Below are 22,874 nucleotides of genomic sequence, written 5' to 3'. Positions count from 1 at the left end.
GAATCCGCGGCGGCAGCGGCCCGCCGGCCTTCGAACCCGCCCGGTCCGTGTGCCGCGGACCACACGGACCGGGGGGTTGGGCCCGTGAGGAGTCGGATAGCCTGACGCCGGATGTCTCTTCACGTCAAGATTCGCAGGGAAGCGGCGTCCGCCAGCACACGGGGCGGGGACGCCCCACCGCCAGCTGTCTAACGGAGAAGGCCATGACCCGCACTCCTGTGAATGTCACCGTCACCGGCGCCGCCGGCCAGATCGGCTACGCGCTGCTCTTCCGCATCGCCTCCGGTCACCTGCTCGGCGCGGACGTGCCGGTCAGGCTCCGCCTCCTGGAGATCCCTCAGGGCCTGAAGGCCGCCGAGGGCACCGCCATGGAGCTCGACGACTGCGCCTTCCCGCTCCTCAAGGGCATCGACATCTTCGACGACCCGAACCAGGCCTTCGACGGCGCCAACGTGGCGCTGCTGGTCGGCGCCCGCCCCCGCACCAAGGGCATGGAGCGCGGCGACCTGCTGTCGGCGAACGGCGGCATCTTCAAGCCGCAGGGCAAGGCCATCAACGACCACGCCGCGGACGACATCAAGGTCCTCGTCGTCGGCAACCCGGCCAACACCAACGCCCTGATCGCCCAGGCCGCCGCCCCGGACGTACCGGCCGAGCGCTTCACCGCGATGACCCGCCTGGACCACAACCGCGCGATCTCGCAGCTGGCGAAGAAGACCGGCGCCGACGTCACCGACATCAAGCGCCTGACCATCTGGGGCAACCACTCCGCCACCCAGTACCCGGACGTCTTCCACGCGGAGATCGCCGGCAAGAACGCTGCCGAGGTCATCGGCGACCAGGCATGGCTGGCCGACGAGTTCATCCCGACCGTCGCCAAGCGCGGCGCGGCCATCATCGAGGCCCGCGGCGCGTCCTCGGCCGCCTCCGCCGCCAACGCCGCCATCGACCACGTCCACACCTGGGTCAACGGCACCGCCGAGGGCGACTGGACCTCCATGGGCATCCCGTCGGACGGCTCCTACGGCGTCCCGGCCGGCCTGATCTCCTCCTTCCCCGTCACCTGCAAGGACGGCAAGTACGAGATCGTCCAGGGCCTCGACGTCAACGAGTTCTCCCGTGCGCGCATCGACGCGTCCGCGAGCGCATCGACGCGACACGGCGAAGGGGGCCCCGGCGCGGCAGCGCCCGGGGCCCCCTTCGCCGTTCTCCCGCGCCCTGTCAGCCGCGCGGGCCGCCCGGCGTGTAGCCGCCCGGCACCATCCGCGTCGTGACGGCGAAGCGGTTCCAGACGTTGATCGTCGCGATGACGGCGATGAGCTGGGCCAGCTCCTGCTCCCCGAAGTGCTTCGCGGCCCGCTCGTACACCTCGTCCGGGACGAAGCCGTCCGTCAGGACCGTGACGGCCTCGGTCAGTTCGATCGCGGCGATCTCCCGCTCGGTGTAGAAGTGCCGCGACTCCTCCCAGGCGCTCAGCTGGACGATGCGCTGCACGCTCTCGCCCGCGGCCAGGGCGTCCTTGGTGTGCATGTCGAGGCAGAACGCGCAGTGGTTGAGCTGCGAGGCGCGGATCTTGACGAGTTCGAGGAGGACCGGGTCCATGCCCTTGCGGGTGGCCGTCTCCAGGGCGACGACGGCCTTGTAGATCTCGGGCACGTGGCGGGCCATGTTCATGCGGGGGGTGTGCTCGGCGCACAGGTCGGAAGGGGCCGGGGGCTGCGTCTCGTCGGTGGTCATGGCCTCACCCTACGGAGCAGGCGGACCGCGGATATGGTCCATCTCCATGACGGAATCACGGGCCACTTCCGGAGCCGACCTGCACCTGGAGCTCTCCGCCGGGCGAGGTCTGCGGGCCGGCCTTGCCGAGGCGCTGCGGGAGGCCGCGCGCAGCGGCCGCCTCGCGCCGGGCACCCGGCTGCCGTCCTCCCGCTCGCTCGCCGCGGACCTCGGCGTCGCCCGCAACACCGTCGCCGAGGCGTACGCCGAACTCGTCGCCGAGGGGTGGCTGACGGCCCGCCAGGGCTCGGGTACCCGCGTCGCGGAGCGCGCCCGGCCGCGGCGGCCGGGTCCGGGAGCCGGGGCCGCCGCGCCGCCCCGGCCGCCGGTGCGGCGGGGGCCCGCGTACGACCTGACGGCGGGCAGCCCCGACCTGGGCGGCTTCCCGCGCGCCGCCTGGCTGGCGGCGGCCCGCCGGGCGTTGGCCGCCGCGCCGAACGAGGCCTTCGGGTACGCGGCCGACCCGCGGGGCCGCACCGAGCTCCGGGAGGCCCTCGCGGGCTACCTGGCGCGGGCGCGGGGGGTGTACGCGGACCCGGGGCGGATCGTGCTGTGCGCGGGCTTCACGCACGGCCTGGCCCTGCTGGCGAAGGTGCTGCGGGCCCGCCGCGTCCGCGAGGTCGCCGTGGAGGGGTACGGCCTGGCCGTGCACCGGGGGCTGCTGGAGCGGCGGGGGCTGCGGACGGTGCCGCTCCCGGTGGACGCCGCCGGGGCGTGCACGACCCGGCTGCCGGGCCTCGCCGCAGGGGCGGTGCTGCTGACCCCCGCCCACCAGTTCCCGACGGGGGTCGCGCTGACGCCGGGCCGGCGGGCCGCCGCCGTCGACTGGGCGCGGACCACCGGCGGGCTGGTCGTGGAGGACGACTACGACGGGGAGTTCCGCTACGACCGCCAGCCCGTCGGCGCCCTCCAGGGCCTCGACCCGGACCGGGTGGTCTACCTCGGCACGGCGAGCAAGTCCCTGGCGCCGGGGCTGCGGATGGGCTGGATGGTGGTGCCGGCGGGGGTGCTGGACGAGGTGCTCGCCGCGAAGGGGCCCGCGGAGTTGGCGTCGGGCGTCCTGGACCAGCTCACCCTCGCCGAGTTCATCCGCTCCGGCGCGTACGACCGGCACGTGCGCGGCATGCGGCAGCGCTACCGGCGCCGCCGCGACGAGCTCGTGGCCGCGGTGGCGGGGCGGGTCGCCGTCTCCGGGATCGCGGCCGGCCTGCACGCGGTCCTGGACCTCCCGGAGGGCAGCCAGGAGGGCGTGCTGCGGGCGGCGGCCTGGCACGACCTGGCGCTGGAGCCCCTCTCCCGGCATGCCCACCCGGACGCCGGGCTGCCGCCGCGCGAGGCCCTGGTCGTCGGCTACGGAACCCCGCCGCCGAGTGCCTGGTCGCCGTCGCTCGCGGCGCTGGCGGCGTCCCTGCCGTGACCTCGGAGGGCGGCGGCACGATGGCGGGACGGCCGGCCGGAGCCGCATGTCCGAGGGCGGTGGCAGGATGGGGGGATGGCTGCTGACCCGGCGTGGACGGGATTCCACGAAGAGCTGACGGCGGCGAAGACTGCCGTGTACGACCCGGGCGGCTTCGCCTGCACCCCGCCCGTGCCCGAGCCGGAGAGCGCGGAGTACGCGGCCTGCGCGTTCACGCTCGACGGCCGCGCGGTCCGGTTCCGGGCGGCCAGGACCACCCCGCGGAAGGCGGGCCTGTTCGTGACGGTGTGGCAGCGGTCGGGGGAGGGGCCGATCCGGCCCTTCGACACCGCCGACGGGGTGGACCTCTTCGTCGTCGCCGTCCGCGACGCGGGCGGCCGCGGGCAGTTCGTCTTCCCGACCGGGGTGCTGTGCGATCGGGGCGTCGTCTCCCGCGGCGGCTCCGGCGGGAAGCGGGGCTTCCGGGTCTATCCGCCGTGGGCGCAGACGACGAGCCGTCAGGCCTGCGCCACCCAGGCGTGGCAGACGCAGCATTTCCTCGCCCTCGGGCCCGACGGCCGCTGCGATGCGGCCCGCGCCCGCGCCCTCTACGGGGCCGGCTGAGGGCGGGAGGCGTCCTGCGCGGCGGGGAGTTCGCCGAAGCGGGCCAGGGCGAGCGCCCCGGCCACGGCGACGGCGAAGCCCAGAACGCCCAGCCAGGCCAGGCCCTCGCGGGCGCGGTCGCCGAGCCACACCACGCCGGCCGCGGCCGGGCCGACCGTCTCCCCGAGCACCATGCCCGCCGTGGCGGCGGTGACCGACCCGCGGGCGAGCGCCGACGTCAGCAGCAGGAAGGCCGCGCCGCCGCCCGACAGCAGCGCGTACAGGGCGGGGTTGCGCAGGTCGGCCGCCGAGAAGCCGTCGACGAGCCGCACCGACACCTCGACCACCCCGAACCCGGTCCCCGACGCCAGCCCCAGGGCAGGCGAGCGCGCCCGGTCCGGCAGCCTCCCGCACCCCGCGCCGACCACCAGCACCGCGCCCACGGCCGCGAGCAGCGCCCACCCCAGCCAGGCCGGCCCCGTACCCGACCCCTCCGGGCCCGAGGCCAGACCGAGCATCGCCAGCCCCGCGCACACCGCGGCCACGGCCGTCCACTCGGCGCGGCTCAGGCGCACCCGCAGCAGCCGCGCCGCGGCCACCGCGGTCACGGCCAGGCTCGCCGCGAGGGCCGCGCCCACCGCGTAGATCGGGACGTGCCGCAGCGCCGCCACCTGGAGGACGAAGCCGGCTCCGTCCAGGCACAGACCGGCGAGATATCGCCACTGCCGCACCGCCCGCCACAGCAGCGCCGCGTCGACCCCGGAGCCGGTCCCGGGCTCCGCCGCCCGCGCCGCGACCGCCTGCAGAACGGATGCCGTTCCGTAGCAGACCGCCGCACCCAGCGCGCAAACCATCCCAAGCAGCACGAAAAGCGACTCTAGATCATGGAGGGGCCGCGCAGGTTTCCACGGCCGGATTCCATCCCCTCGACACCGCGTTCTAGTCTGTCGGCCATGGACAGCAGCAGCAGCACCAGCACCCGACGCCGTATGCGCTCCGGCGGCGTCGCCATCGGCGGCATGGGCCTGCTCGCCGCGGCACTCGTCGCCTGCGGCAGCAGCAAGGAGCCGGACAAGCGCTGTGTCGACCGCGTCACCCTGGAGAAGCTCAACAACCGCGAGTGCAAGAGCGGAAGCAGCGGAAGGGGCGGCCACGCCGCGTACTACTACGGCGGCAGCGTCTCCGGCAACAAGGTCAGCGGCGGCAGCTTCGACAAGTCCGCCGTCACCCGCGGCGGCATCGGCGGCCACTCCTCCTCCAGCGGCGGCTGAGCCCCTTGCGGCGCCACACCATCGAACCCCGCCCCGGCTGGCAGCAGACGGTCGAGAAGCAGGGCCTGATCTACCCGCTCACCCGCTACCCCGACGACTCCCTGCGCCCCTACTGGGACGAGAGCGCCTACTACTCCTTCTCGCTCCCCGAGGTGGAGGCGCTGGAGGGGGTCGTCGAGGAGCTGCACGCCATGTGCCTGGCCGCCGCCGAGCACATCGTCGCCGAGGACCGCTTCGCCGACCTCGGCATCACCGACCGCCGACTGGCCTCGCTGATCGCCGAGTCCTGGCGGCGCCGCGCCGAACAGCCCTCGCTCTACGGCCGCTTCGACCTGTGCTACGACGGCACGGGCCCGGCCAAGATGCTGGAGTACAACGCCGACACCCCGACCTCCCTCGTGGAGGCGGCCAGCCCGCAGTGGTTCTGGATGGAGGAGCGCTTCCCCGGCGCCGACCAGTGGAACTCCCTGCACGAGCGGCTCGTCGACGCCTGGCGGCGGCAGGCCGAACTGCTGCCGCCCGGACCGGTGCACTTCGCGCACTCGGAGACCGACGAGATCGGCGAGGACCTGATGACGGTGGTCTACCTGGAGGAGACCGCCCAGCAGGCCGGCCTGGAGACCGAGGCGCTCGCCGTCGAGAAGATCGGCTGGGACAGCCTGTCGGGCCGCTTCGTGGACCAGAACCTGCGCTTCATCCGCAGCTGCTTCAAGCTCTACCCGTGGGAGTGGCTGGCCACCGACGCGTTCGGCCCGCACGTCCTCGACACGTACGACCACGGCGGCGGCGACGGCACCACCTGCTGGATCGAGCCGCTGTGGAAGATGCTGCTCTCCAACAAGGCGCTGCTGGCGGTCCTGTGGGAGCTCTTCCCCGACCACCCCAACCTGCTGCCCGCCTACCTCGACGGGCCGCGCGAGCTCGCCGGCACGACCGGCTTCGCCGCGAAGCCGCTGCTCGGCCGCGAGGGCGCCGGCGTGGCCCTGCACCCGGCGGGCCCCGACGCCCGGCCCTTCACCCCGGCCGAGGGCGAGAACTACGTCTACCAGGCCCTCTCCCCGCTGCCCGACTTCGACGGCAACCGCGTCGTGCTCGGCGCCTGGGTCGTCGAGGAGGAGGCGGCGGGCCTCGGCATCCGCGAGTCCGCGGGGCCGGTCACCGACGAGTACGCCCGCTTCCTGCCCCACGTCATCCTCTAGGACACGGCCCTCCGGGACCCCGCTGCGACGGGGCCCGGGGGCCGCGCGGTCAGGTCGCCAGCACCGCGCGCAGCTGGTCCAGGCCCCAGTCGAGGTCCTCCTTGCCGATCACCAGCGGCGGCGCGATCCGGATCGTCGCGCCGTGCGTGTCCTTCACGAGCACGCCGCGCTCCATCAGCCGCTGCGACACCTCCCGGCCCGTGCCGTGCGCCGGGTCGATGTCGACGCCCGCCCACAGGCCGCGCCCGCGCACCGCGGTCACCGCGCCGCCGCCGACCAGCAGGTTCAGCTCCCGGTGCAGGTGGTCGCCGAGTTCGGCCGCCCGCTGCTGGAACTCGCCGGTGCGCAGCATCGCCACCACCTCCAGGCCCACCGCGCAGGCCAGCGGGTTGCCGCCGAAGGTCGAGCCGTGCTCGCCCGGCTTGAACACCCCGAGGACGTCCCGGTCGGCGACGACCGCCGAGACCGGGACGACGCCGCCGCCGAGCGCCTTGCCGAGCAGGTACACGTCCGGGACGACGTCCTCGTGCTCGCAGGCGAACGTCCGGCCCGTCCGGCCCAGGCCCGACTGGATCTCGTCCGCCATGAACAGCACGTTCCGCTCGCGCGTCAGCTCCCGTACGCCTCTGAGGTAGCCGGCCGGCGGCACCAGCACCCCCGCCTCGCCCTGGATCGGCTCCAGCAGTACGGCCACCGTGTTCGGGGTGACCGCGTGGGCCAGCGCGGTCAGGTCGCCGTACGGGACGATCTCGAAGCCGGGCGTGTACGGGCCGAAGTGGTCGCGGGCCTCGTGGTCGGTGGAGAAGCTGACGATCGTGGTGGTCCGGCCGTGGAAGTTGTCCGCGGCGACGACGATCTTGGCGTGGCCGTCCGGGACGCCCTTGACCTCGTAGCCCCACTTGCGGGCCGTCTTCACGCCCGTCTCGACGGCCTCCGCACCGGTGTTCATCGGCAGGACCATGTCCTTGCCGCACAGCGCGGCGAGCTCGGTGCAGAAGTCCGCGAAGCGGTCGTGGTGGAAGGCCCGCGAGGTGAGGGTGACGCGGTCCAGCTGCTTCCGCGCCGCGGCCAGCAGGCGGGGGTTGCAGTGGCCGAAGTTGAGCGCGGAGTAGCCCGCGAGCATGTCGAGGTAGCGGCGGCCCTCCACGTCGGTCATCCAGGCGCCCTCCGCCGTCGCCACGACGACGGGCAGCGGGTGGTAGTTGTGCGCGCTGTGCGCCTCGGCGGACGCGATGGCATCTGCGGTGGTCGACACGGGGTCTCCGATCGTCGGTCACGGGCGGGGCGGGCGGGGCGGCCGGGGGGAGGGCCGCGGGGTGCCGGCCCCGAACCCGTACCTCCTGTACCGCTATACGTCCTACACCGCTATACGTCGCTCGTATACCGGACGCGGAAACATCCCGGCGGGAGCGGCGGCTAAGGTGGGCGGTACGCACGGCGACTGGCGCACGGGGAACGGACTCCGGGGGAGTCGTGCGCGCACGACCGCACACAGGGCCGCCCGCCTGGGCCTCGCGGGGACGAGATACGACATCGACCCCGGAGGAGCCGCCGTGACCGCGCCCCGCCATCCCGCCCTGACCGCGACCGACCCCGAGCTGGCCTCGCTCGTCGCCGCCGAGGAAGACCTCCAGGCGCGGACCCTGCGCCTGATCCCCAGCGAGAACTACGTGTCGGCGGCCGTGCTGGAGGCCTCCGGCACCGTGCTGCAGAACAAGTACAGCGAGGGCTACCCGGGCCGCCGCTACTACGAGGGCCAGCAGAACATCGACCGCGTCGAGGCGCTGGCCGTCGAGCGGGCGAAGGGCCTGTTCGGCGTCGACCACGCCAACGTCCAGCCGTACTCCGGTTCGCCCGCCAACCTGGCCGTGTACCTGGCCTTCGCCAAGCCGGGCGACACGGTGATGGGCATGGCGCTGCCGATGGGCGGCCACCTGACGCACGGCTGGGGGGTCTCCGCCACCGGCTCCTGGTTCCGCGGGGTGCAGTACGGCGTGTCCGCGGACACCGGCCTGATCGACTACGACGCCGTCCGCGACCTCGCCCTCGCCGAACGCCCGAAGATCATCTTCTGCGGCGGCACCGCCCTGCCCCGCACCATCGACTTCGCGGCCTTCGCCTCGATCGCCAAGGAGGCCGGCTCCGTCCTCGTCGCGGACGTCGCCCACATCGCCGGCCTCATCGCCGGCGGCGCCCACCCCTCCCCGGTGGGCCACGTCGACGTGGTCTCCACCACCACGCACAAGACGCTGCGCGGCCCGCGCGGCGCGATGCTGATGTGCCGCGAGGAGCATGCCAAGGCCATCGACAAGGCCGTCTTCCCCGGCCTCCAGGGCGGCCCCCACAACCAGACCACCGCCGGCATCGCCGTCGCCCTGCACGAGGCGGCCCAGTCCGCCTTCACCCGATACGCGCACGCGGTCGTCGCCAACGCCAAGGCCCTCGCGCAGGCCCTGCTGGAGCGGGGCTTCGACCTCGTCTCCGGCGGCACCGACAACCACCTGGTGCTGATCGACCTCACCGGCAAGGGGGTCCCCGGCAAGACCGCCGCCAAGGCCCTCGACCGGGCCGGGATCGTCGTGAACTACAACACGGTGCCCTTCGACCCGCGCAAGCCGTTCGACCCCTCCGGCATCCGCATCGGCACCCCCTCGCTGACCTCCCGCGGCCTGGGCACCGCGCACATGTCGCAGGTCGCCGAGTGGATCTCCCGAGCGGTCGACGCCGCCGCGGCCGGGGACGAGCCGGCGCTCGCCGCGATCCGCGCCGAGGTCGCGGACCTCATGGCCGCCCACCCCGCCCCCGGCCTTCCGCTGGCCTGACCGCCCGGGGAGCCCCGCCGCCGGCCGCGCGGCCTGCCCCGGGGCTCCCCGGCCGAAACCGGTCGCCCGGCCGGGCCGGTATCCGGCCACCCGGCTGCGCCCGGCAGCCGCGCCGCGGCGGGGCCCCCGGCGCCACCGCCGCCGGAGGCCCCGCCCGGCCCCCGCCCGAACCGGCGGCTTCCGGCCGCCGAACGGCCGGAGCCGGCCCCCGCACCTGAGAGAATGGGCCCATGGCTTCTGACCGTCCCCGCGCGCTCTCCGGCATCCAGCCCACCTCCGGCTCGTTCCACCTCGGGAACTACCTCGGAGCGATCCGCCAGTACGTCGCCCTCCAGGAGACGCACGACGCGTTCTACATGGTGGTCGACCTGCACGCGATCACCATGCCGCAGGACCCGAAGGAACTCCGCGCGAACACCCGGCTCTCCGCCGCGCAGCTGCTCGCCGCCGGCCTGGACCCCGAGCGCTGCACCCTCTTCGTCCAGAGCCACGTCCCCGAGCACGCGCAGCTCGGCTGGGTCATGAACTGCATCACCGGCTTCGGAGAGGCCAGCCGGATGACGCAGTTCAAGGACAAGTCCGCCAAGGGCGGCGTCAACAACGCCAGCGTCGGCCTGTTCACGTACCCGATCCTCCAGGTCGCCGACATCCTGCTCTACCAGGCGAACGCCGTCCCGGTCGGCGAGGACCAGCGCCAGCACATCGAGCTGACCCGCGACCTCGCCGAGCGCTTCAACCAGCGCTTCGGGCAGACCTTCACCATCCCCTCCGCGCACATCGTCAAGGAGGTCGCCAAGATCTACGACCTCCAGGACCCCGCGATCAAGATGTCGAAGTCGGCGTCCTCGCCCAAGGGCCTGATCAACCTCCTCGACGAGCCCAAGGCCACCGAGAAGAAGATCAAGAGCGCGGTCACCGACACGGGCACCGAGATCCGGTTCGACGCGGAGAAGAAGCCCGGCGTCAGCAACCTGCTCACCATCTACTCCACCCTCACGGGGGAGTCGATCCCGGCCCTGGAGGCCCGCTACGAGGGCAAGGGCTACGGTGCCCTGAAGACCGACCTGGCCGCCGTGATGGTCGACTTCGTCACACCCTTCCGCAAGCGCACCCAGGAATTCCTGGACGACCCCGAGACGTTGGACGCGATCCTGGCCAAGGGTGCCGAGAAGGCCCGCGCCGTCGCCTCCGAGACCCTCGCCCAGGCCTACGACCGGCTCGGATTCCTCCCCGCCAAGCACTGACGCGGGCCGCCGGGCCCTCCGGCGGGACGGAAGGGCCTGGCCATCCGGGGGACCCTGGCCCCACACTGGGGCCGGGCGGCACAGCACGCAGCCGGCAGCAGCAGACGACCAAGGAGAGATACGTGGGGACCGTAACGCTCGGCGTTTCGATCGCGGTCCCGGAGCCGTACGGCAGCCAGCTCCAGCAGCTGCGCGCCGGCTTCGGGGACGCTGCCGCGCACGGCATCCCCACGCACATCACGCTGGTCCCGCCGACCGAGGTCGAGGCGGAGCGGCTGCCGGGGATCAGGGCCCACCTCGCGCAGGTCGCGGAGGCCTTCGCGGCGTTCCCGATGCGCCTGGAGGGCACCGGAACCTTCCGCCCGCTCTCCCCGGTCGTCTTCGTCCGGGTCGTGGAGGGCGGCGAGGGCTGCACCCGTCTCCAGGGGCTCGTCCGCGACCCGGACGGGCCGCTCGACCGGGAGCTCGCGTTCCCGTACCACCCGCACGTCACGGTCGCCCACGGCATCCCGGACGAGGCCATGGACCGGGCCTTCGCCGAGCTCGCCGACTACCGGGCCGCGTGGGACTGCACCGGCTTCGCGCTCTACGAGCAGGGCTCCGACGGCGTCTGGCGCAAACTGCGCGAGTACCCCTTCGGGCACGCCGCCGCCGGCGCCGTCCCGGCGCAGCCGGGCTCGCCCGTCGACGAGGCGGCCGGGACGGCGGCCGACGCGGCCCCCCGGCAGTCCTGACGCCGCCGCGCCTCCCGGCGCAGCGGGCGCAGGGCCCGGCGGGTGCGGAACAGCACGGCGCGCAGGACCAGGCGCGGGAACGGGTGAAGGCCCGGGCGAAAAGTCACAAACGACGACCGTAGTGCGCGAAAGCGGCAATCGCGGCTATTTCCGTCGGCTCCTTTACGGTGACCTCATGGAATGGCTGACGAAACTCCCCGTGGTCGGCCCGGCGGCCGCCCGGCTCATGCAGACCCGCGCCTGGCACTCGTACCAGCGCCTGGAGCGCGTCCACTGGAGCCGGCTCGCCGCCGCGATCACCTTCATCAGCTTCCTCGCCCTCTTCCCCCTGATCACCGTCGCCGCCGCCATCGGCGCGGCCACCCTCGGCGAGGACGAGCTGGACACGCTCCAGCAGCGCCTCGCCGAGCAGGTGCCCGGCATCTCCGACCAGCTGGACCTGCCCGGACTCGTCGCGAACGCCGCCACCATCGGCGTCGTCGCCGGCGCGCTGCTGCTGTTCACCGGCGTCGGCTGGGTCGGCTCCATGCGGGAGTGCCTGCGCGCGGTGTGGGAGAAGGACGACGACGAGGGGGAGAACCCGGTCGTCCGCAAGGGCAAGGACGCACTCGTCCTGCTCGGCCTCGGCGCGGCCGTCCTCGCCTCGGCCGCCGCCTCGGTCATCGGCTCCAGCGCCGTCGGACGCGCCGGCTCCTCGCTGGGCATCCCGCAGGACGGCGCGGGCGGACTGCTGCTGCGCGGCGGCGCGTTCTGCGTCGGCGTCCTCGCCGCGTTCCTGCTCCTGCTGTACCTGCTGACCCTCCTCCCCGGCGTCGAGCCGCCGCGCCGCGCGCTGGTCCAGGCGGCGCTGATCGGCGCGGTCGGCTTCGAGCTGCTGAAGCTGCTGATCGGCGGCTACATCCGGGGCGTGGCCGCCAAGAGCATGTACGGCGCCTTCGGCGTGCCCGTCGCCCTCCTGCTGTGGATCAACTTCACGGCGAGGCTCCTGCTGCTCTGCGCGGCGTGGACGGCTACGGCAAAAGCTCCTCCTCCGGACGGCGGCGACGGCCCGCCGGGAAGCGCCGGTTGAAGGCGTACGACCCGGCCGCCACCACGGCCAGCGCACCGGCGGCGACCGCGAGGGCGGCGCCGCGCCCACCGCCCTCCCCGGCGCCCGCCGCGGCCGGGGCCGCCTCACGGTCGTGGGTCTGGGCGGGGGAGCCGAAGGAGGAGGTGTCCGCGCTCTTCGGCGGGACCAGCTCGCCGACCGGCTTGACCTTGCCGGCCGCGGCGAAGCCCCAGTCGAGGAGGTCCGCGGTCTCCTGGTACACGGAGTTCAGCCCGCCCGACGGGTTCATCACCGTGACGATGAGCTGCCGGTCGCCGCGCTGCGCCGTGCCGGTGAAGGTCGAGCCGGCCATCGTGGTGTTGCCGTTCTTCACCCCCGCGATGCCCTTGTAGGGGGAGAGCCCGCTCGCGCCCGTCATCAGCCGGTTGGTGTTCTGGATCTCGAAGTACTCGCGCGTCCCGCCGTACTGGAGGCCGGGGAACTTCGCGCTGGCCGTGCCGCAGTACTCGCGGAAGTCCGCCTTCTGCAGCCCGGAGCGGGCGATGAGGGTGAGGTCGTACGCGCTCGACACCTGCCCCGCGGCGTCGTACCCGTCGGGCGAGACCACGTGCGTGTCGAGGGCCTGGAGCTCCTCGGCGTGCGCCTGCATGTCCCGGACGGTCTTCTCGATGCCGCCGTTCATCGCGGACAGCACGTGCACGGCGTCGTTCCCGGACCGCAGGAACACCCCCAGCCACAGGTCGTGCACCGAGTACTCCAGGTCCTCCTTCACCCCGACCAGGCTGGAGCCGGAGCCGACCTCCGACAGCTCCTCCGAGGTGACCCGGTGGACCTGGTCCTTGGGGAGCTTCGGCAGCAGGGTGTCGGCGAAGAGCATCTTCATGGTGGAGGCCGGCGGCAGCCGCCAGTGCGCGTTGTTCGCAGCGAGGACCTCGCCGGTGCGGGCGTCCGCGACGATCCACGACCGCCCGGTAAGCGTCGCCGGCAGGGCCGGCGCCCCCGCCAGCGGGCTCACCTGCACGCCCGGCTTGCCGAGCAGCGCGCCGCCCACGGTGGACATCGACTCCGGGGGCGCGGCGGGCGCCCGGTGCGGCTGCCCCTTGCCGTCGGCCGGCGGGGCGGGCGGCGAGGCGTGGGCGGGGACCGTCAGGAGCGAGGGGACGAGCAGCGCGGCGGACAGGACCGCGAGCGCGGTCTTCTTTGCAGACACGCAGGTGAACGTACATCCCGATCGGCTCCCCGCCCTCGGGGACCGGCCAAGTCGGGCGAACCAACGCCGGGACAGCCCACCCCGGCGCGTCCGTCCTGGGGACCGAACCGATACTGGGTGCATGAAACTCAGCCGCGCCGCCTCCTGGTTCCTGCTCGCGTTCGGAGTGTGGAGCTGGTTCATCTGGGTGTCTTTCGTCCGGAACCTGTGGCGGAACGGCAGCGGCCTGGCCTTCGACGCCGCCGGCGAGCCGACGGCGTACTTCTGGGTACACCTTCTCCTGGCGGTGTCGTCCTTTCTCCTGGGGACGGCCGTTGGGGTGATCGGGTTGCGCGGCGTACTCGCCCTGCGGCGCGAGGCGCGCGGGGAGCGGCCGGAATGAGCGCGGCCCTGGCCGTCGCGGCCGTCCTGCTGGTCCTGTCCGTGCTGGCACTGGTCCACCGGTGGCTGTGGGTCCGCCTGGTGCGCGACACGACGCGTCCGGGCGGGGCGGCCCGCCGGGTGGGCACCGTGCTCGCCTTCACCCTGCCGCTCCTCTCCCTGGCCGCCCTCACCGCGGGGCGCGCCGGTGCGCCCTTCCCCGTCCAACAGGCGGTGGCCTGGCCGGGTTACCTCTGGCTGGCCGTCCTGCTGTACCTGAGCATGGCCGTCCTCGTGACGGAGCCGGTGCGCGCGGTCCTGCTCCGGCGCGGCTCCGGCCGCGGCGCGGCCGCGCGGCCGGAGCCCCGGACCGAGGACCCGCAGCCGCAGCCGCAGCCGGACCCGGAGCCGCAGCCCGCGTCCGCCGGCGCGGCGGCCTCCGCCGCGGCGCCTCCGCGGCCGGCTCCGGCGGGCGGGCCGCCCCCGGAGCGCCCGCGCGACCCGGCGCAGCCCGACGCCGACACGGCCCCCGGGGCCGGAGCCGCTCCCGCCGCCGACCCGGACGCGGGGGCGGAGGCCGCCGGCCTGAGCCGGCGGGTGTTCGTCGCCCGCGCCCTCGCCGGCGCCGCGGCCGCCGCCGCGGCGGGGACCGTCGGGTACGGGACGTACGGGGTGCTGCGCGGGCCGAGCGTGAAGCGGGTGCGGGTGCCGCTGGCCAAGCTGCCCCGCGCGGCGCACGGCTTCCGGATAGCCGTCGTCAGCGACGTCCACATCGGCCCGGTCCTGGGCCGGGCGCACACCGCCCGCGTCGTCGAGGCCGTCAACGGCACCCAGCCCGACCTGATCGCGATCGTCGGCGACCTCGTCGACGGGGACGTGGCCGACCTCGGTCCCGCGGCCGAGCCGCTCGCCCGGCTCCGCGCCCGGCACGGCGCCTTCTTCGTCACCGGCAACCACGAGTACTTCTCCGGCGCGCAGCAGTGGATCGACCACGTCCGCGAACTGGGCGTGACCCCGCTGGAGAACGCGCGCCGCATGCTGCCGTACTTCGACCTGGCGGGCGTCAACGACGTCCAGGGGGAGCGGGAGGGCGCCGGCCCGGACTTCCGTGCCGCCCTCGGGGACCGCGACCGCGGGCGCGCAGCCGTCCTGATGGCCCACCAGCCGGTCGTGATCCACGAAGCGGTCCGGCACGGGGTCGACCTCCAGCTGTCGGGCCACACGCACGGCGGCCAGCTCTGGCCGGGCGAGTACCTGGCCGACCTCGCGAACCCGACCGTGGCCGGCCTGGAGCGCTACGGCGACACCCAGCTGTACGTGTCGCGGGGCGCGGGCGCCTGGGGCCCGCCGGTCCGGGTCGGCGCCCCGTCCGACATCACGGTCGTCGAACTGGCCTCGTACCAGGCCTGACCCCGCGCCCCCGCAGGGCCCCGCCGCCCGCCCGCTCCGGCCGCATCAGGGGGCGAGGCGGCGTTCGAGGCCGTCGAGGATGAGGTCCAGCCCGTAGTCGAACTCGGCGCCGTGGTCGTAGCCGGGCTGCATGACGTGCTCCCGGGCGAACTCCGCGAGATGCGGGTACGCCTGCGCGGGGAACTGCCCGAGGAAGTCCGCGACGGCCCCTTCCACCTCCCCGGGCTCGAACGGCAGGGCCGCCTCGGTCAGTGCGAAGCCGTAGACGTAGCTGTCCAGCAGCGAGAACGCGTGCGCGGCGAGCGCGAAGGGGAAGCCGCCCCGCCGCAGCGTGGCGATCACCGCGTCGTGGTGGCGCAGGGTGGCCGGGCCGGGGTGGGACCGCGAGTCCATGACCGCGGTCGCCCAGGGGTGGCGGCGCAGTACGGCGCGGGCCGAGTGGGCGCGGTGGTGCAGCGCGCTGCGCCAGTCCGCGTCGGCGGGCGGCAGGTCGATCTCGGCGAAGACGGCGTCGACGATGCCGTCGACGATCGCCTCCTTGTTCGACACATGGTGGTACAGCGACATCGGCCTGACGCCGAGCTCCTGCGCCAGGGACCTGATCGTCAGGGCGGCGATGCCGCCCTCGTCCGCGACGCGGACCGCCGCGGCGAGCACCCGCTCCCGGGTGAGCGGAGCGTGCTTGGCCATCTCGCCTTCCGTGGGCAACTCGTGGGTTGACTGCTGCCCGAAGGGTACCGTACTAAGTAAGTCGTACTTAGTACGGGAGAGAGGCGGACGGCATGGAACCCACCGGACGGGCGGCAGCGGCCCCCACGCGGGCCGGAGTGATGAAGGCGGTCGTCCAGGAGGGCTACGGGCCCCCCGAGGTGCTGCGCCTGGCCGAGGTGCCCCGGCCGTCGCCCGGGAAGGGCGAGGTGCTGCTGCGGGTCCGCGCGGCCGGGGTCGACCGGGGCGTCTGGCACCTCATGGCCGGCCTGCCCTACGTGGTGCGGCCGGTCCTCGGGCTGCGACGGCCGCGGAACCCGGCCGTCGGGCAGGACGTCGCGGGCACCGTCGAGGACGCGGGTCCCGGGGTGACGGCGTTCGCGCCCGGCGACGAGGTCTGGGGCGTTGCGTCCGGCTCCTTCGCCGAGTACGCGGTGGCCCGCGCCGACCGGATCTGCCGCAAGCCGGCCCGGCTGGGCTTCGAGGAGGCGGGCGTGCTGGCGGTGTCCGGGCTCACGGCGCTCCAGGGCCTGCGGGACGCGGGACGGGTCCGGCCGGGGCAGCACGTCCTGGTGGTCGGGGCCTCGGGGGGCGTCGGGACGTACGCCGTGCAGGTGGCCAAGGCGCTGGGCGCCGAGGTGACCGGCGTGTGCAGTACCGCCAAGGCCGACCTGGTCCGCGCGATCGGCGCGGACCACGTGGTCGACTACACCCGCACCGACTTCGCGGCCGCCGGCCGCCGCTACGACGTGGTCCTGGACATCGGCGGGAGCAGCCGGCTGTCCCGGCTGAGGGCGGTGCTGGCACCGCGCGGGACGCTCGTCATCGCGGGCGGCGAGGACGCCGGCGACTGGCTCGGCCTGCGGCGGCAGTTCGCCGCGCTGGCGCTCGCGCCGTTCGTGCGGCAGCGGTTGGCGGTGTTCGTGGCCAAGACGCGCCGCGCCGACCTGGAGGCGCTGGCCGATCTCGTCGAGGCCGGCCGCCTCACACCCGTCGTGGGTGCCCGGTTCGCGCTGGCCGACGTACCGGAGGCGCTGCGCCTGCTGGCGGCCGGCGGGGTGCGGGGCAAGGCCGCCGTCGTGGTCGGCGAGGAGGGCCGGGCCTAGCGCCGCGTCCGGCGGGGCTTCGCGGGCTCCGGGGCGGCCGCCTCGGCCTCCGCCTCGGCGTCCGGCTGGGGGTCCGGGTCGGGGTCCGAGGCGCGCTTGCCCCGGGAGACGGCCGTCTGCGCCATGCCGGGCAGGAAGTCCGCGAACAGCTCGTGCACTTCCCGTACGAGCGGGCGCAGCACCCGGAACCGGGCCAGCACGATGCCGCGCGTCGTGAGCTGCGCGCCGCGCTCCGCGAGCCGCCGGGTCTTGACGCTGCCGGGCGAGCGGTCGAAGACCCAGTACAGGACGAGCCCCATCTGCGAGAGCCACATCAGCTCGGGCAGGACGTCGGCCAGTTCGTCCGGGACCTTGGTCTTCGCTCCGGCCAGCACCTCGCGGTGCATGTCGATCGCGGCCTTGCGGGCGGGCTCCGACTCGGGGGAGAAGGGGCTGAGCGGGCTCTCCGGGTCCGCCGCGTTCTTGAAGAACTGGGAGGCGAACTCGTGGTAGGGCTCGGCGACGTCGAGCCAGCTCGTCAGTACGCCTGCGAGCCGCTTCTGCAGGTCGGTCTCCCGGTCCAGGACGGGCCGGACCGCCGCCTGGTGGGCGGCGCCGATCCGGTCGTAGAAGCCCTGGACCAGGTGTTCCTTCGACTCGTAGTAGTAGTAGGCGTTGCCGACCGATACTCCCGCCTCCTTGGCGATGGCCCGCATGGTCGTCTTGTCGAACCCGCGCTCCTGGAAGAGGCGGAGTGCGGTTTCGAGGATGAGCGTGCGGGTCTGCTCGCTCTTGGGAGCCTTCTGATCAGTCACGGTGTACGAGCCTATCGGGGCGGCGGGCAGTGGTCTCCACAGGCGGCCTCCTGCGCATCCTCCGCCTCCTCCCCGGCCGTATCCGCCGCGGACGGCCCGCCGGGTCCGGTCCGCACGGCCTGCCGCCAGGCGGAGGCCGTGTACATGGCACCCCGGGCGAAGGGGCGGCCTGCCGGGGTGGCGAGCCACTCGGCCTTGGGCCGGTGCTCGGCCAGCGCCCACAGGCAGACGATGAAGGCGTCGGTGCCGGTCCACAGCTGTCCGGAGTCGCCGACGACGGTGATCTCGCGGAGCGTTGCCGCGTGGTCGAGCCCGGGGTAGAGCCGCCGGGCCTCGTCGGACCCGGCGGGGACGAGCCGCAGGGGGACGAGCAGGTGCTGTTCGAGGAGCCAGTGCCGGATGTGCACGCACAGCGGGCAGTCGGCGTCGTAAAGGACCGTCAGCTGCCTGACGGGCGGGGCGCCCTGCGTCTCGGGGGCCATCGGTCAGGCCCCGGCCGGCTCGGTCCAGCCCTGGGGCGCGGGGGGCGCTGTCCAGCCCTGGGGGGCGACGGGCGGGACCTGGCGGCGCTCCATGATGCCGCGGCGCCGCATCTTGTTCAGCACCCACACGTTGCCCAGGTGCATCACGCCGAGGACCAGCAGGACCACGCCGAGCTTGACCGAGAGGGCCTCGAAGAGGGTGCGGGCGGTGTCGATGGTGTCGGCCGAGCGCAGGTAGAGCGTCACGAAGCCGATGTTGACGAGGTAGAAGCCGACGACCAGCAGGTGGTTCACGGCGTCGGCGAGCTTCTCGTTGCCGTGCAGGACGTCCGCGATGAAGATCCGCCCGTTGCGGCTGAGGGTGCGGGCGACCCAGATGGTGAGGCCGATGCTGATGAGCAGGTAGATGACGTACGCGACGACGGTGAGGTCCATGCCTCGCCCCCCTTGAACGTGTTCAACTCGTTGGCAGGACTGACTGTAGGCCTCTTTTTGAACAGGTTCAAGCAAACGGCGCGAGAGGGTGCGGGTGCGCGCGGCGGGCTCCCGGAGTCCGCCGCGGCCCTCAGCGCCCGCGCCCGCCGAGGAACTCCAGCAGCAGGGCGGTGGCCTCCTGCGGGCGCTCCAGCGACGGAAGGTGCCCCGCCCACGGCAGCTCCACGTGGCGGGCGCCGGGGATGCGGCCCGGGAGGGAGGCCGCGATCTCGCGGAAGTCCGGCAGGTCGTGCGCGCCGCCGACCGCGAGGGTCCGGGCGGTGACCGCGCCGAGGTCGGCCTCGCGCGGGGGCAGCTCGTGGTCCTCCGCCGCCGACAGCGCGGCCTCGAAGCCGCGGCGCTGCATGGCGCGGACCAGGTCGCGGGTGCGGTCGTCGGCGGACGGGCCGAGCCAGGTGCGCACCATGAGCTCCACCGCCCCGTCGATGTCGCCCGCCTCCAACAGCGCGTCCTCCAGGTCGCCGACCTCGCGCAGCTCAGGGCCCGGTACGTGGCCGTCGACGGCGGGGCACAGCAGCGCCAGGTCGGACACCCGGTCCGGGTGCAGGGCGGCGACCTGCAGGGCGACCCGGCCGCCGTACGAGGAGCCGACCAGGGCGGCGCGCCCGGTGCCGAGGGCGTCGAGCAGGGCGAGGACGTCGTCCTCGTCGCGGTAGGGGGCGGTCGCGGGCGGCGAGTCGCCGCAGGTGCGGAAGTCCATCCGGACGACCCGGAACCCGGCGGCGGCGAGGGGCTCCCACTGCGGCTGCCACATCCGGCGGTCGCAGACGGAGGAGTGCAGCAGCACCAGCGGGGGGCCGTCGGCCGGACCTGCGGTGTCATGGGCGGGAAGAGTATTGATCACGGCCTCATCCTGGCGGACCGCGGCCGCCCCGCGCCCCCGGTTTCCTCGCCCCCGGCACCGGCCCGCCCCCGACACCGGAGCCGCCCCCGGCACCGGCCCGCCCCCGCCCGCGGAGCCGCCCGCGGGTCCGCCCGCCGGGCCGTCAGATGCTGAGCGAACGGGCCTGGTTCACCATGCTCATCACCCAGTGGAAGGTGTTCTGGTCCGTCGCCGGGATCATCGTGGAGTGGTGGCGGCCGCCGCTGGTGACGGTGACCTGGATGAACCCGGTGGTGACCTTCTCCTTCATCAGCAGGAACAGCAGCCCCAGCAGGCAGAAGAGGAAGAACACGATGGCCAGGACGATGGCGTGCGTCGGCATCTTCGTCTCGGTGCGGGAGAAGTCCGTCGCGTTCCACATCGCGCCCCGCAGCGGCATCGTGCCCGAGGGGGTGATGATCTGGTCGCCCGCGATGGTGATGTCCCCGATCGTCAGGCCCGCACCGCCCGCGCCCGCCCCCGCGACGGGCGCGGACGGGTAGCCCGGGACGGGGCCCGGCGGCATCGCCGGGGGCTGGGCGGGCGAGGGGATGCCCGCCCCGCCGACGGTCGGCTGGTAGGCCGGCGGCGCCGGGTACGGCTGCGGGTACCCGTAACTCGGGCTGCCGGGGCTTCCGTTGCCGCTCGGGTAGGGATTCGGCTGCTGGTCACTCATGCGGCCGATCCTCGCACAGAAGCGGCCGCCCGCCCCCGGGCCCGGCGCAATCGCCCCTCCTCCGGGAACACGCCGCGGGGCGCCGCTCCGGTCGTCGACCGGGGCGGCGCCCCGCGGGTGGTGCGTACGGCCCGAGGGCTCAGAAGCGGCGCGTGATCAGGGCGCGCTTGACCTCCTGGATCGCCTTCGTGACCTCGATGCCGCGCGGGCAGGCGTCCGTGCAGTTGAACGTGGTGCGGCAGCGCCACACGCCGTCCTTGTCGTTCAGGATCTCCAGCCGCTGCTCGCCGGCCTCGTCACGCGAGTCGAAGATGAAGCGGTGCGCGTTGACGATCGCCGCCGGGCCGAAGTACTGGCCGTCGTTCCAGAACACCGGGCAGGAGGACGTGCACGCGGCGCACAGGATGCACTTGGTGGTGTCGTCGAAGCGCTCGCGGTCCTCGGCGGACTGCAGGCGCTCACGGGTCGGCTCGTTGCCCGTGGTGACCAGGAACGGCATGACGTCCCGGTACGCCTGGAAGAAGGGCTCCATGTCGACCACGAGGTCCTTCATCACGGTCAGGCCCTTGATGGCCTCGACGGTGATGGGCTTCTCCGGGTTGATGTCCTTGATCAGCGTCTTGCAGGCGAGCCTGTTCTTGCCGTTGATCCGCATCGCGTCGGAGCCGCAGATGCCGTGCGCGCAGGAGCGGCGGAAGGTGAGCGTGCCGTCCAGGTTCCACTTGATCTTGTGGAGGCCGTCGAGCACGCGCTCCTTCGGGTCGATCTCGATCTGGAAGTCCTGCCACTCCGCCTGGTCGGAGACCTCGGGGTTGAATCGGCGGATCCGGAACGTGACCGTGATGTACGGGGAGTCGGCGGCCGGCGCCGCGTCGTCCTTCTTCACGAGGGTCGGGGTGGCCATCAGTACTTACGCTCCATCGGCTGGTAGCGGGTGGTGACGACGGGCTTGTAGTCGAGCCGGACGGAGTCCTTGCCGTCGGCCGCCACCTCGCGGTACGCCATGGTGTGGCGCATGAAGTTGACGTCGTCGCGGTTCGGGTAGTCCTCGCGGTAGTGGCCGCCGCGGGACTCCTTGCGGGCCAGGGCCGAGACGGCCATGACCTCGGCCAGGTCGAGCAGGTTGCCCAGCTCGATGGCCTCCAGCAGGTCCGTGTTGAACCGCTTGCCCTTGTCCTGGATCGAGACGTTCTTGTAGCGCTCGCGCAGCTCCGCGATCTTCTCGACCGCCGTCTTGATGGTCTGCTCCGTGCGGAACACCGACACGTTGGCGTCCATCGTCTCCTGGAGCTCGTTGCGCAGGTCCGCGACCCGCTCCGTGCCCGTGGAGTTCCGCAGCCGCTCGACGAGGTCGACCACCAGCTCGGCCGGGTTCTCCGGCAGCTCGACGTAGTCGTTCTCGGCGGCGTACCTCGCCGCGGCGATGCCGGACCGCTTGCCGAAGACGTTGATGTCCAGCAGCGAGTTGGTGCCCAGGCGGTTCGCGCCGTGCACCGACACGCACGCGACCTCGCCGGCCGCGTACAGGCCGGGGACGACGGTGGTGTTGTCCGCCAGGACCTCGCCCTCGACGTTGGTCGGGATGCCGCCCATGGCGTAGTGCGCGGTCGGCTGGATCGGGATCGGGTCCGTGTAGGGCTCGATGCCGAGGTACGTGCGCGCGAACTCGGTGATGTCGGGCAGCTTGGCGTCCAGCTGCTCCGGCGGGAGGTGCGTCAGGTCCAGGTACACGTGGTCGCCCTCGGGACCGCAGCCGCGGCCCTCGCGGATCTCCGTGTAGATGGAGCGGGAGACGACGTCACGGGACGCGAGGTCCTTCATGACCGGCGCGTACTTCTCCATGAAGCGCTCGCCGTCCTTGTTGCGGAGGATGCCGCCCTCGCCGCGGGCGCCCTCCGTCAGCAGGATGCCCATGCGCCAGATGCCCGTCGGGTGGAACTGGAAGAACTCCATGTCCTCCAGCGGCAGGCCGCGCCGGTAGCAGGCCGCCTGGCCGTCACCGGTGAGGGTGTGCGCGTTGGAGGTCACCTTGAAGAACTTGCCGTTGCCGCCGGAGGCGTAGATGACGGCCTTCGCCTGGAAGATGTGGATCTCGCCGGTGGCCAGCTCGTACGCGACGACGCCGGCGGACTTCTTGACGCCGTCGACCTCGGTGATCAGCTGGTCCAGGACGTAGAACTCGTTGAAGAACTCCACGCCCTCCTTGACGCAGTTCTGGTACAGCGTCTGGAGGATCATGTGGCCGGTGCGGTCCGCGGCGTAGCAGGACCGGCGGACCGGCGCCTCGCCGTGGTTGCGGGAGTGGCCGCCGAAGCGGCGCTGGTCGATGGTGCCGTCCGGGGTGCGGTTGAACGGCAGGCCCATCTTCTCCAGGTCGAGGACGGCGTCGATGGCCTCCTTCGCCAGGATCTCGGCGGCGTCCTGGTCGACCAGGTAGTCACCGCCCTTGACGGTGTCGAAGGTGTGCCACTCCCAGTTGTCCTCCTCCACGTTCGCCAGCGCGGCGGCCATGCCGCCCTGCGCGGCGCCCGTGTGGGAGCGGGTGGGGTAGAGCTTCGTCAGGACCGCGGTGCGGCTGCGCTTCGTCGCCTCGATGGCGGCGCGCATGCCCGCGCCGCCGGCGCCGACGATGACGGTGTCGTACTTGTGGATCTTCATGGGATGTTGTCGCCTCAGCC

General features: G+C 73.6%; 23 protein-coding genes and 1 pseudogene. 12 read left to right on the top strand and 12 right to left on the bottom strand.

What is annotated here, in order from left to right; all coding sequences use genetic code 11:
• Positions 1-203: 203 nt before the first annotated feature.
• A pseudogene (locus tag MUK52_RS11945) lies at positions 204-1,139 on the top strand (malate dehydrogenase); the annotation flags it as partial.
• 82 nt (positions 1,140-1,221) lie between these two features.
• Here MUK52_RS11945 and MUK52_RS11940 read toward each other — a convergent pair.
• The gene (locus MUK52_RS11940; RefSeq protein ID WP_114053816.1) at positions 1,222-1,737 is read right to left on the bottom strand and encodes a carboxymuconolactone decarboxylase family protein; all 516 of its coding nucleotides are present in this window, start codon (positions 1,735-1,737) and stop codon (positions 1,222-1,224) included.
• 46 nt (positions 1,738-1,783) lie between these two features.
• Here MUK52_RS11940 and pdxR point away from each other — a divergent pair, with 46 nt between their 5' ends.
• A complete protein-coding gene (gene pdxR / locus MUK52_RS11935) occupies positions 1,784-3,193 on the top strand; it encodes a MocR-like pyridoxine biosynthesis transcription factor PdxR (protein ID WP_284575935.1) in 1,410 nt (469 codons plus the stop codon).
• Positions 3,194-3,268: 75 nt separating this feature from the next.
• Positions 3,269-3,796 carry a MepB family protein gene (locus MUK52_RS11930; protein WP_284575934.1) on the top strand — a complete coding sequence of 176 codons (528 nt, stop codon included), beginning with the start codon at positions 3,269-3,271 and terminating at the stop codon, positions 3,794-3,796.
• On the opposite strand, the gene MUK52_RS11925 is transcribed toward MUK52_RS11930, so the two are convergent.
• Positions 3,781-4,629, bottom strand: coding sequence for a DMT family protein (locus tag MUK52_RS11925; protein ID WP_284581696.1), 849 nt, complete (start codon positions 4,627-4,629; stop codon positions 3,781-3,783). The two genes, MUK52_RS11930 and MUK52_RS11925, sit on opposite strands and share 16 nt — an antisense overlap.
• Before the next feature lie 99 nt (positions 4,630-4,728).
• Here MUK52_RS11925 and MUK52_RS11920 point away from each other — a divergent pair, with 99 nt between their 5' ends.
• A complete protein-coding gene (locus tag MUK52_RS11920; RefSeq protein ID WP_114053820.1) occupies positions 4,729-5,046 on the top strand; it encodes a hypothetical protein in 318 nt (105 codons plus the stop codon).
• 5 nt (positions 5,047-5,051) lie between these two features.
• On the top strand, positions 5,052-6,245 hold the full coding sequence (locus MUK52_RS11915) for a glutathionylspermidine synthase family protein (protein WP_114053821.1): 1,194 nt from the start codon (positions 5,052-5,054) through the stop codon (positions 6,243-6,245).
• A 49-nt stretch (positions 6,246-6,294) separates the two neighbouring features.
• On the opposite strand, the gene rocD is transcribed toward MUK52_RS11915, so the two are convergent.
• Positions 6,295-7,500, bottom strand: coding sequence for an ornithine--oxo-acid transaminase (gene rocD, locus MUK52_RS11910; protein ID WP_114053822.1), 1,206 nt, complete (start codon positions 7,498-7,500; stop codon positions 6,295-6,297).
• 298 nt (positions 7,501-7,798) lie between these two features.
• Here rocD and glyA point away from each other — a divergent pair, with 298 nt between their 5' ends.
• The 4 genes from glyA to MUK52_RS11890 all read left to right on the top strand — a co-directional run bounded on the left by glyA (position 7,799) and on the right by MUK52_RS11890 (position 12,114).
• Complete coding sequence (glyA, locus tag MUK52_RS11905; RefSeq protein WP_284575931.1) at positions 7,799-9,067, top strand: serine hydroxymethyltransferase; 1,269 nt, start codon at positions 7,799-7,801, stop codon at positions 9,065-9,067.
• A gap of 230 nt (positions 9,068-9,297) precedes the next feature.
• The gene (gene trpS, locus MUK52_RS11900) at positions 9,298-10,311 is read left to right on the top strand and encodes a tryptophan--tRNA ligase (protein ID WP_114053824.1); all 1,014 of its coding nucleotides are present in this window, start codon (positions 9,298-9,300) and stop codon (positions 10,309-10,311) included.
• A gap of 122 nt (positions 10,312-10,433) precedes the next feature.
• The gene (locus MUK52_RS11895; protein WP_284575930.1) at positions 10,434-11,045 is read left to right on the top strand and encodes a 2'-5' RNA ligase family protein; all 612 of its coding nucleotides are present in this window, start codon (positions 10,434-10,436) and stop codon (positions 11,043-11,045) included.
• Positions 11,046-11,220: 175 nt separating this feature from the next.
• Positions 11,221-12,114, top strand: coding sequence for a YihY/virulence factor BrkB family protein (locus MUK52_RS11890; protein ID WP_114053826.1), 894 nt, complete (start codon positions 11,221-11,223; stop codon positions 12,112-12,114).
• On the opposite strand, the gene MUK52_RS11885 is transcribed toward MUK52_RS11890, so the two are convergent.
• Positions 12,056-13,303, bottom strand: a complete 1,248-nt coding sequence (locus tag MUK52_RS11885; protein ID WP_342777089.1) for a D-alanyl-D-alanine carboxypeptidase family protein — start codon at positions 13,301-13,303, stop codon at positions 12,056-12,058. The genes MUK52_RS11890 and MUK52_RS11885 overlap by 59 nt on opposite strands.
• Before the next feature lie 121 nt (positions 13,304-13,424).
• On the opposite strand from MUK52_RS11885, the gene MUK52_RS11880 reads away from it, so the two are divergent.
• Both MUK52_RS11880 and MUK52_RS11875 read left to right on the top strand, forming a co-directional pair.
• On the top strand, positions 13,425-13,685 hold the full coding sequence (locus MUK52_RS11880) for an SCO4848 family membrane protein (protein ID WP_114053828.1): 261 nt from the start codon (positions 13,425-13,427) through the stop codon (positions 13,683-13,685).
• Positions 13,682-15,073, top strand: coding sequence for a metallophosphoesterase (locus tag MUK52_RS11875; protein WP_284575927.1), 1,392 nt, complete (start codon positions 13,682-13,684; stop codon positions 15,071-15,073). The genes MUK52_RS11880 and MUK52_RS11875 overlap by 4 nt, the downstream gene beginning before the upstream one ends.
• Before the next feature lie 45 nt (positions 15,074-15,118).
• Here the strand turns inward: MUK52_RS11875 and MUK52_RS11870 are convergent, their stop codons facing one another.
• Positions 15,119-15,763, bottom strand: a complete 645-nt coding sequence (locus MUK52_RS11870; protein WP_284575926.1) for a TetR/AcrR family transcriptional regulator — start codon at positions 15,761-15,763, stop codon at positions 15,119-15,121.
• Between the two features lie 92 nt (positions 15,764-15,855).
• Here MUK52_RS11870 and MUK52_RS11865 point away from each other — a divergent pair, with 92 nt between their 5' ends.
• A complete protein-coding gene (locus MUK52_RS11865) occupies positions 15,856-16,887 on the top strand; it encodes an NAD(P)-dependent alcohol dehydrogenase (RefSeq protein WP_284575924.1) in 1,032 nt (343 codons plus the stop codon).
• Here MUK52_RS11865 and MUK52_RS11860 read toward each other — a convergent pair.
• From MUK52_RS11860 to sdhA, 7 genes are all read right to left on the bottom strand, one after another.
• Positions 16,884-17,681 (bottom strand): TetR family transcriptional regulator, encoded by a 798-nt coding sequence (locus MUK52_RS11860; RefSeq protein WP_162793109.1) that lies wholly within the window; start codon positions 17,679-17,681, stop codon positions 16,884-16,886. The two genes, MUK52_RS11865 and MUK52_RS11860, sit on opposite strands and share 4 nt — an antisense overlap.
• A gap of 11 nt (positions 17,682-17,692) precedes the next feature.
• A complete protein-coding gene (locus MUK52_RS11855) occupies positions 17,693-18,163 on the bottom strand; it encodes a thiol-disulfide oxidoreductase DCC family protein (protein WP_284575921.1) in 471 nt (156 codons plus the stop codon).
• A gap of 3 nt (positions 18,164-18,166) precedes the next feature.
• Positions 18,167-18,598, bottom strand: a complete 432-nt coding sequence (locus MUK52_RS11850) for a hypothetical protein (RefSeq protein ID WP_114053833.1) — start codon at positions 18,596-18,598, stop codon at positions 18,167-18,169.
• A 130-nt stretch (positions 18,599-18,728) separates the two neighbouring features.
• Positions 18,729-19,502: an alpha/beta fold hydrolase gene (locus tag MUK52_RS11845; RefSeq protein WP_284575918.1), complete on the bottom strand. Its 774-nt coding sequence runs from the start codon at positions 19,500-19,502 to the stop codon at positions 18,729-18,731.
• Between the two features lie 142 nt (positions 19,503-19,644).
• Complete coding sequence (locus tag MUK52_RS11840) at positions 19,645-20,196, bottom strand: hypothetical protein (protein ID WP_284575915.1); 552 nt, start codon at positions 20,194-20,196, stop codon at positions 19,645-19,647.
• Positions 20,197-20,335: 139 nt separating this feature from the next.
• Complete coding sequence (locus MUK52_RS11835; protein WP_114053835.1) at positions 20,336-21,100, bottom strand: succinate dehydrogenase iron-sulfur subunit; 765 nt, start codon at positions 21,098-21,100, stop codon at positions 20,336-20,338.
• A complete protein-coding gene (gene sdhA, locus MUK52_RS11830) occupies positions 21,100-22,854 on the bottom strand; it encodes a succinate dehydrogenase flavoprotein subunit (RefSeq protein WP_284575912.1) in 1,755 nt (584 codons plus the stop codon). Before sdhA ends, MUK52_RS11835 begins: the two co-directional genes overlap by 1 nt.
• Positions 22,855-22,874 lie beyond the last annotated feature (20 nt).

The sequence above is a fragment of the Streptomyces sp. 2P-4 genome (genome assembly GCF_030167965.1).
Taxonomy (GTDB): Bacteria; Actinomycetota; Actinomycetes; order Streptomycetales; family Streptomycetaceae; genus Streptomyces; species Streptomyces globosus_A.
Note: the sequence above shows the minus strand (reverse complement) of the source record. Positions and strands in the feature narration are given on the sequence as shown.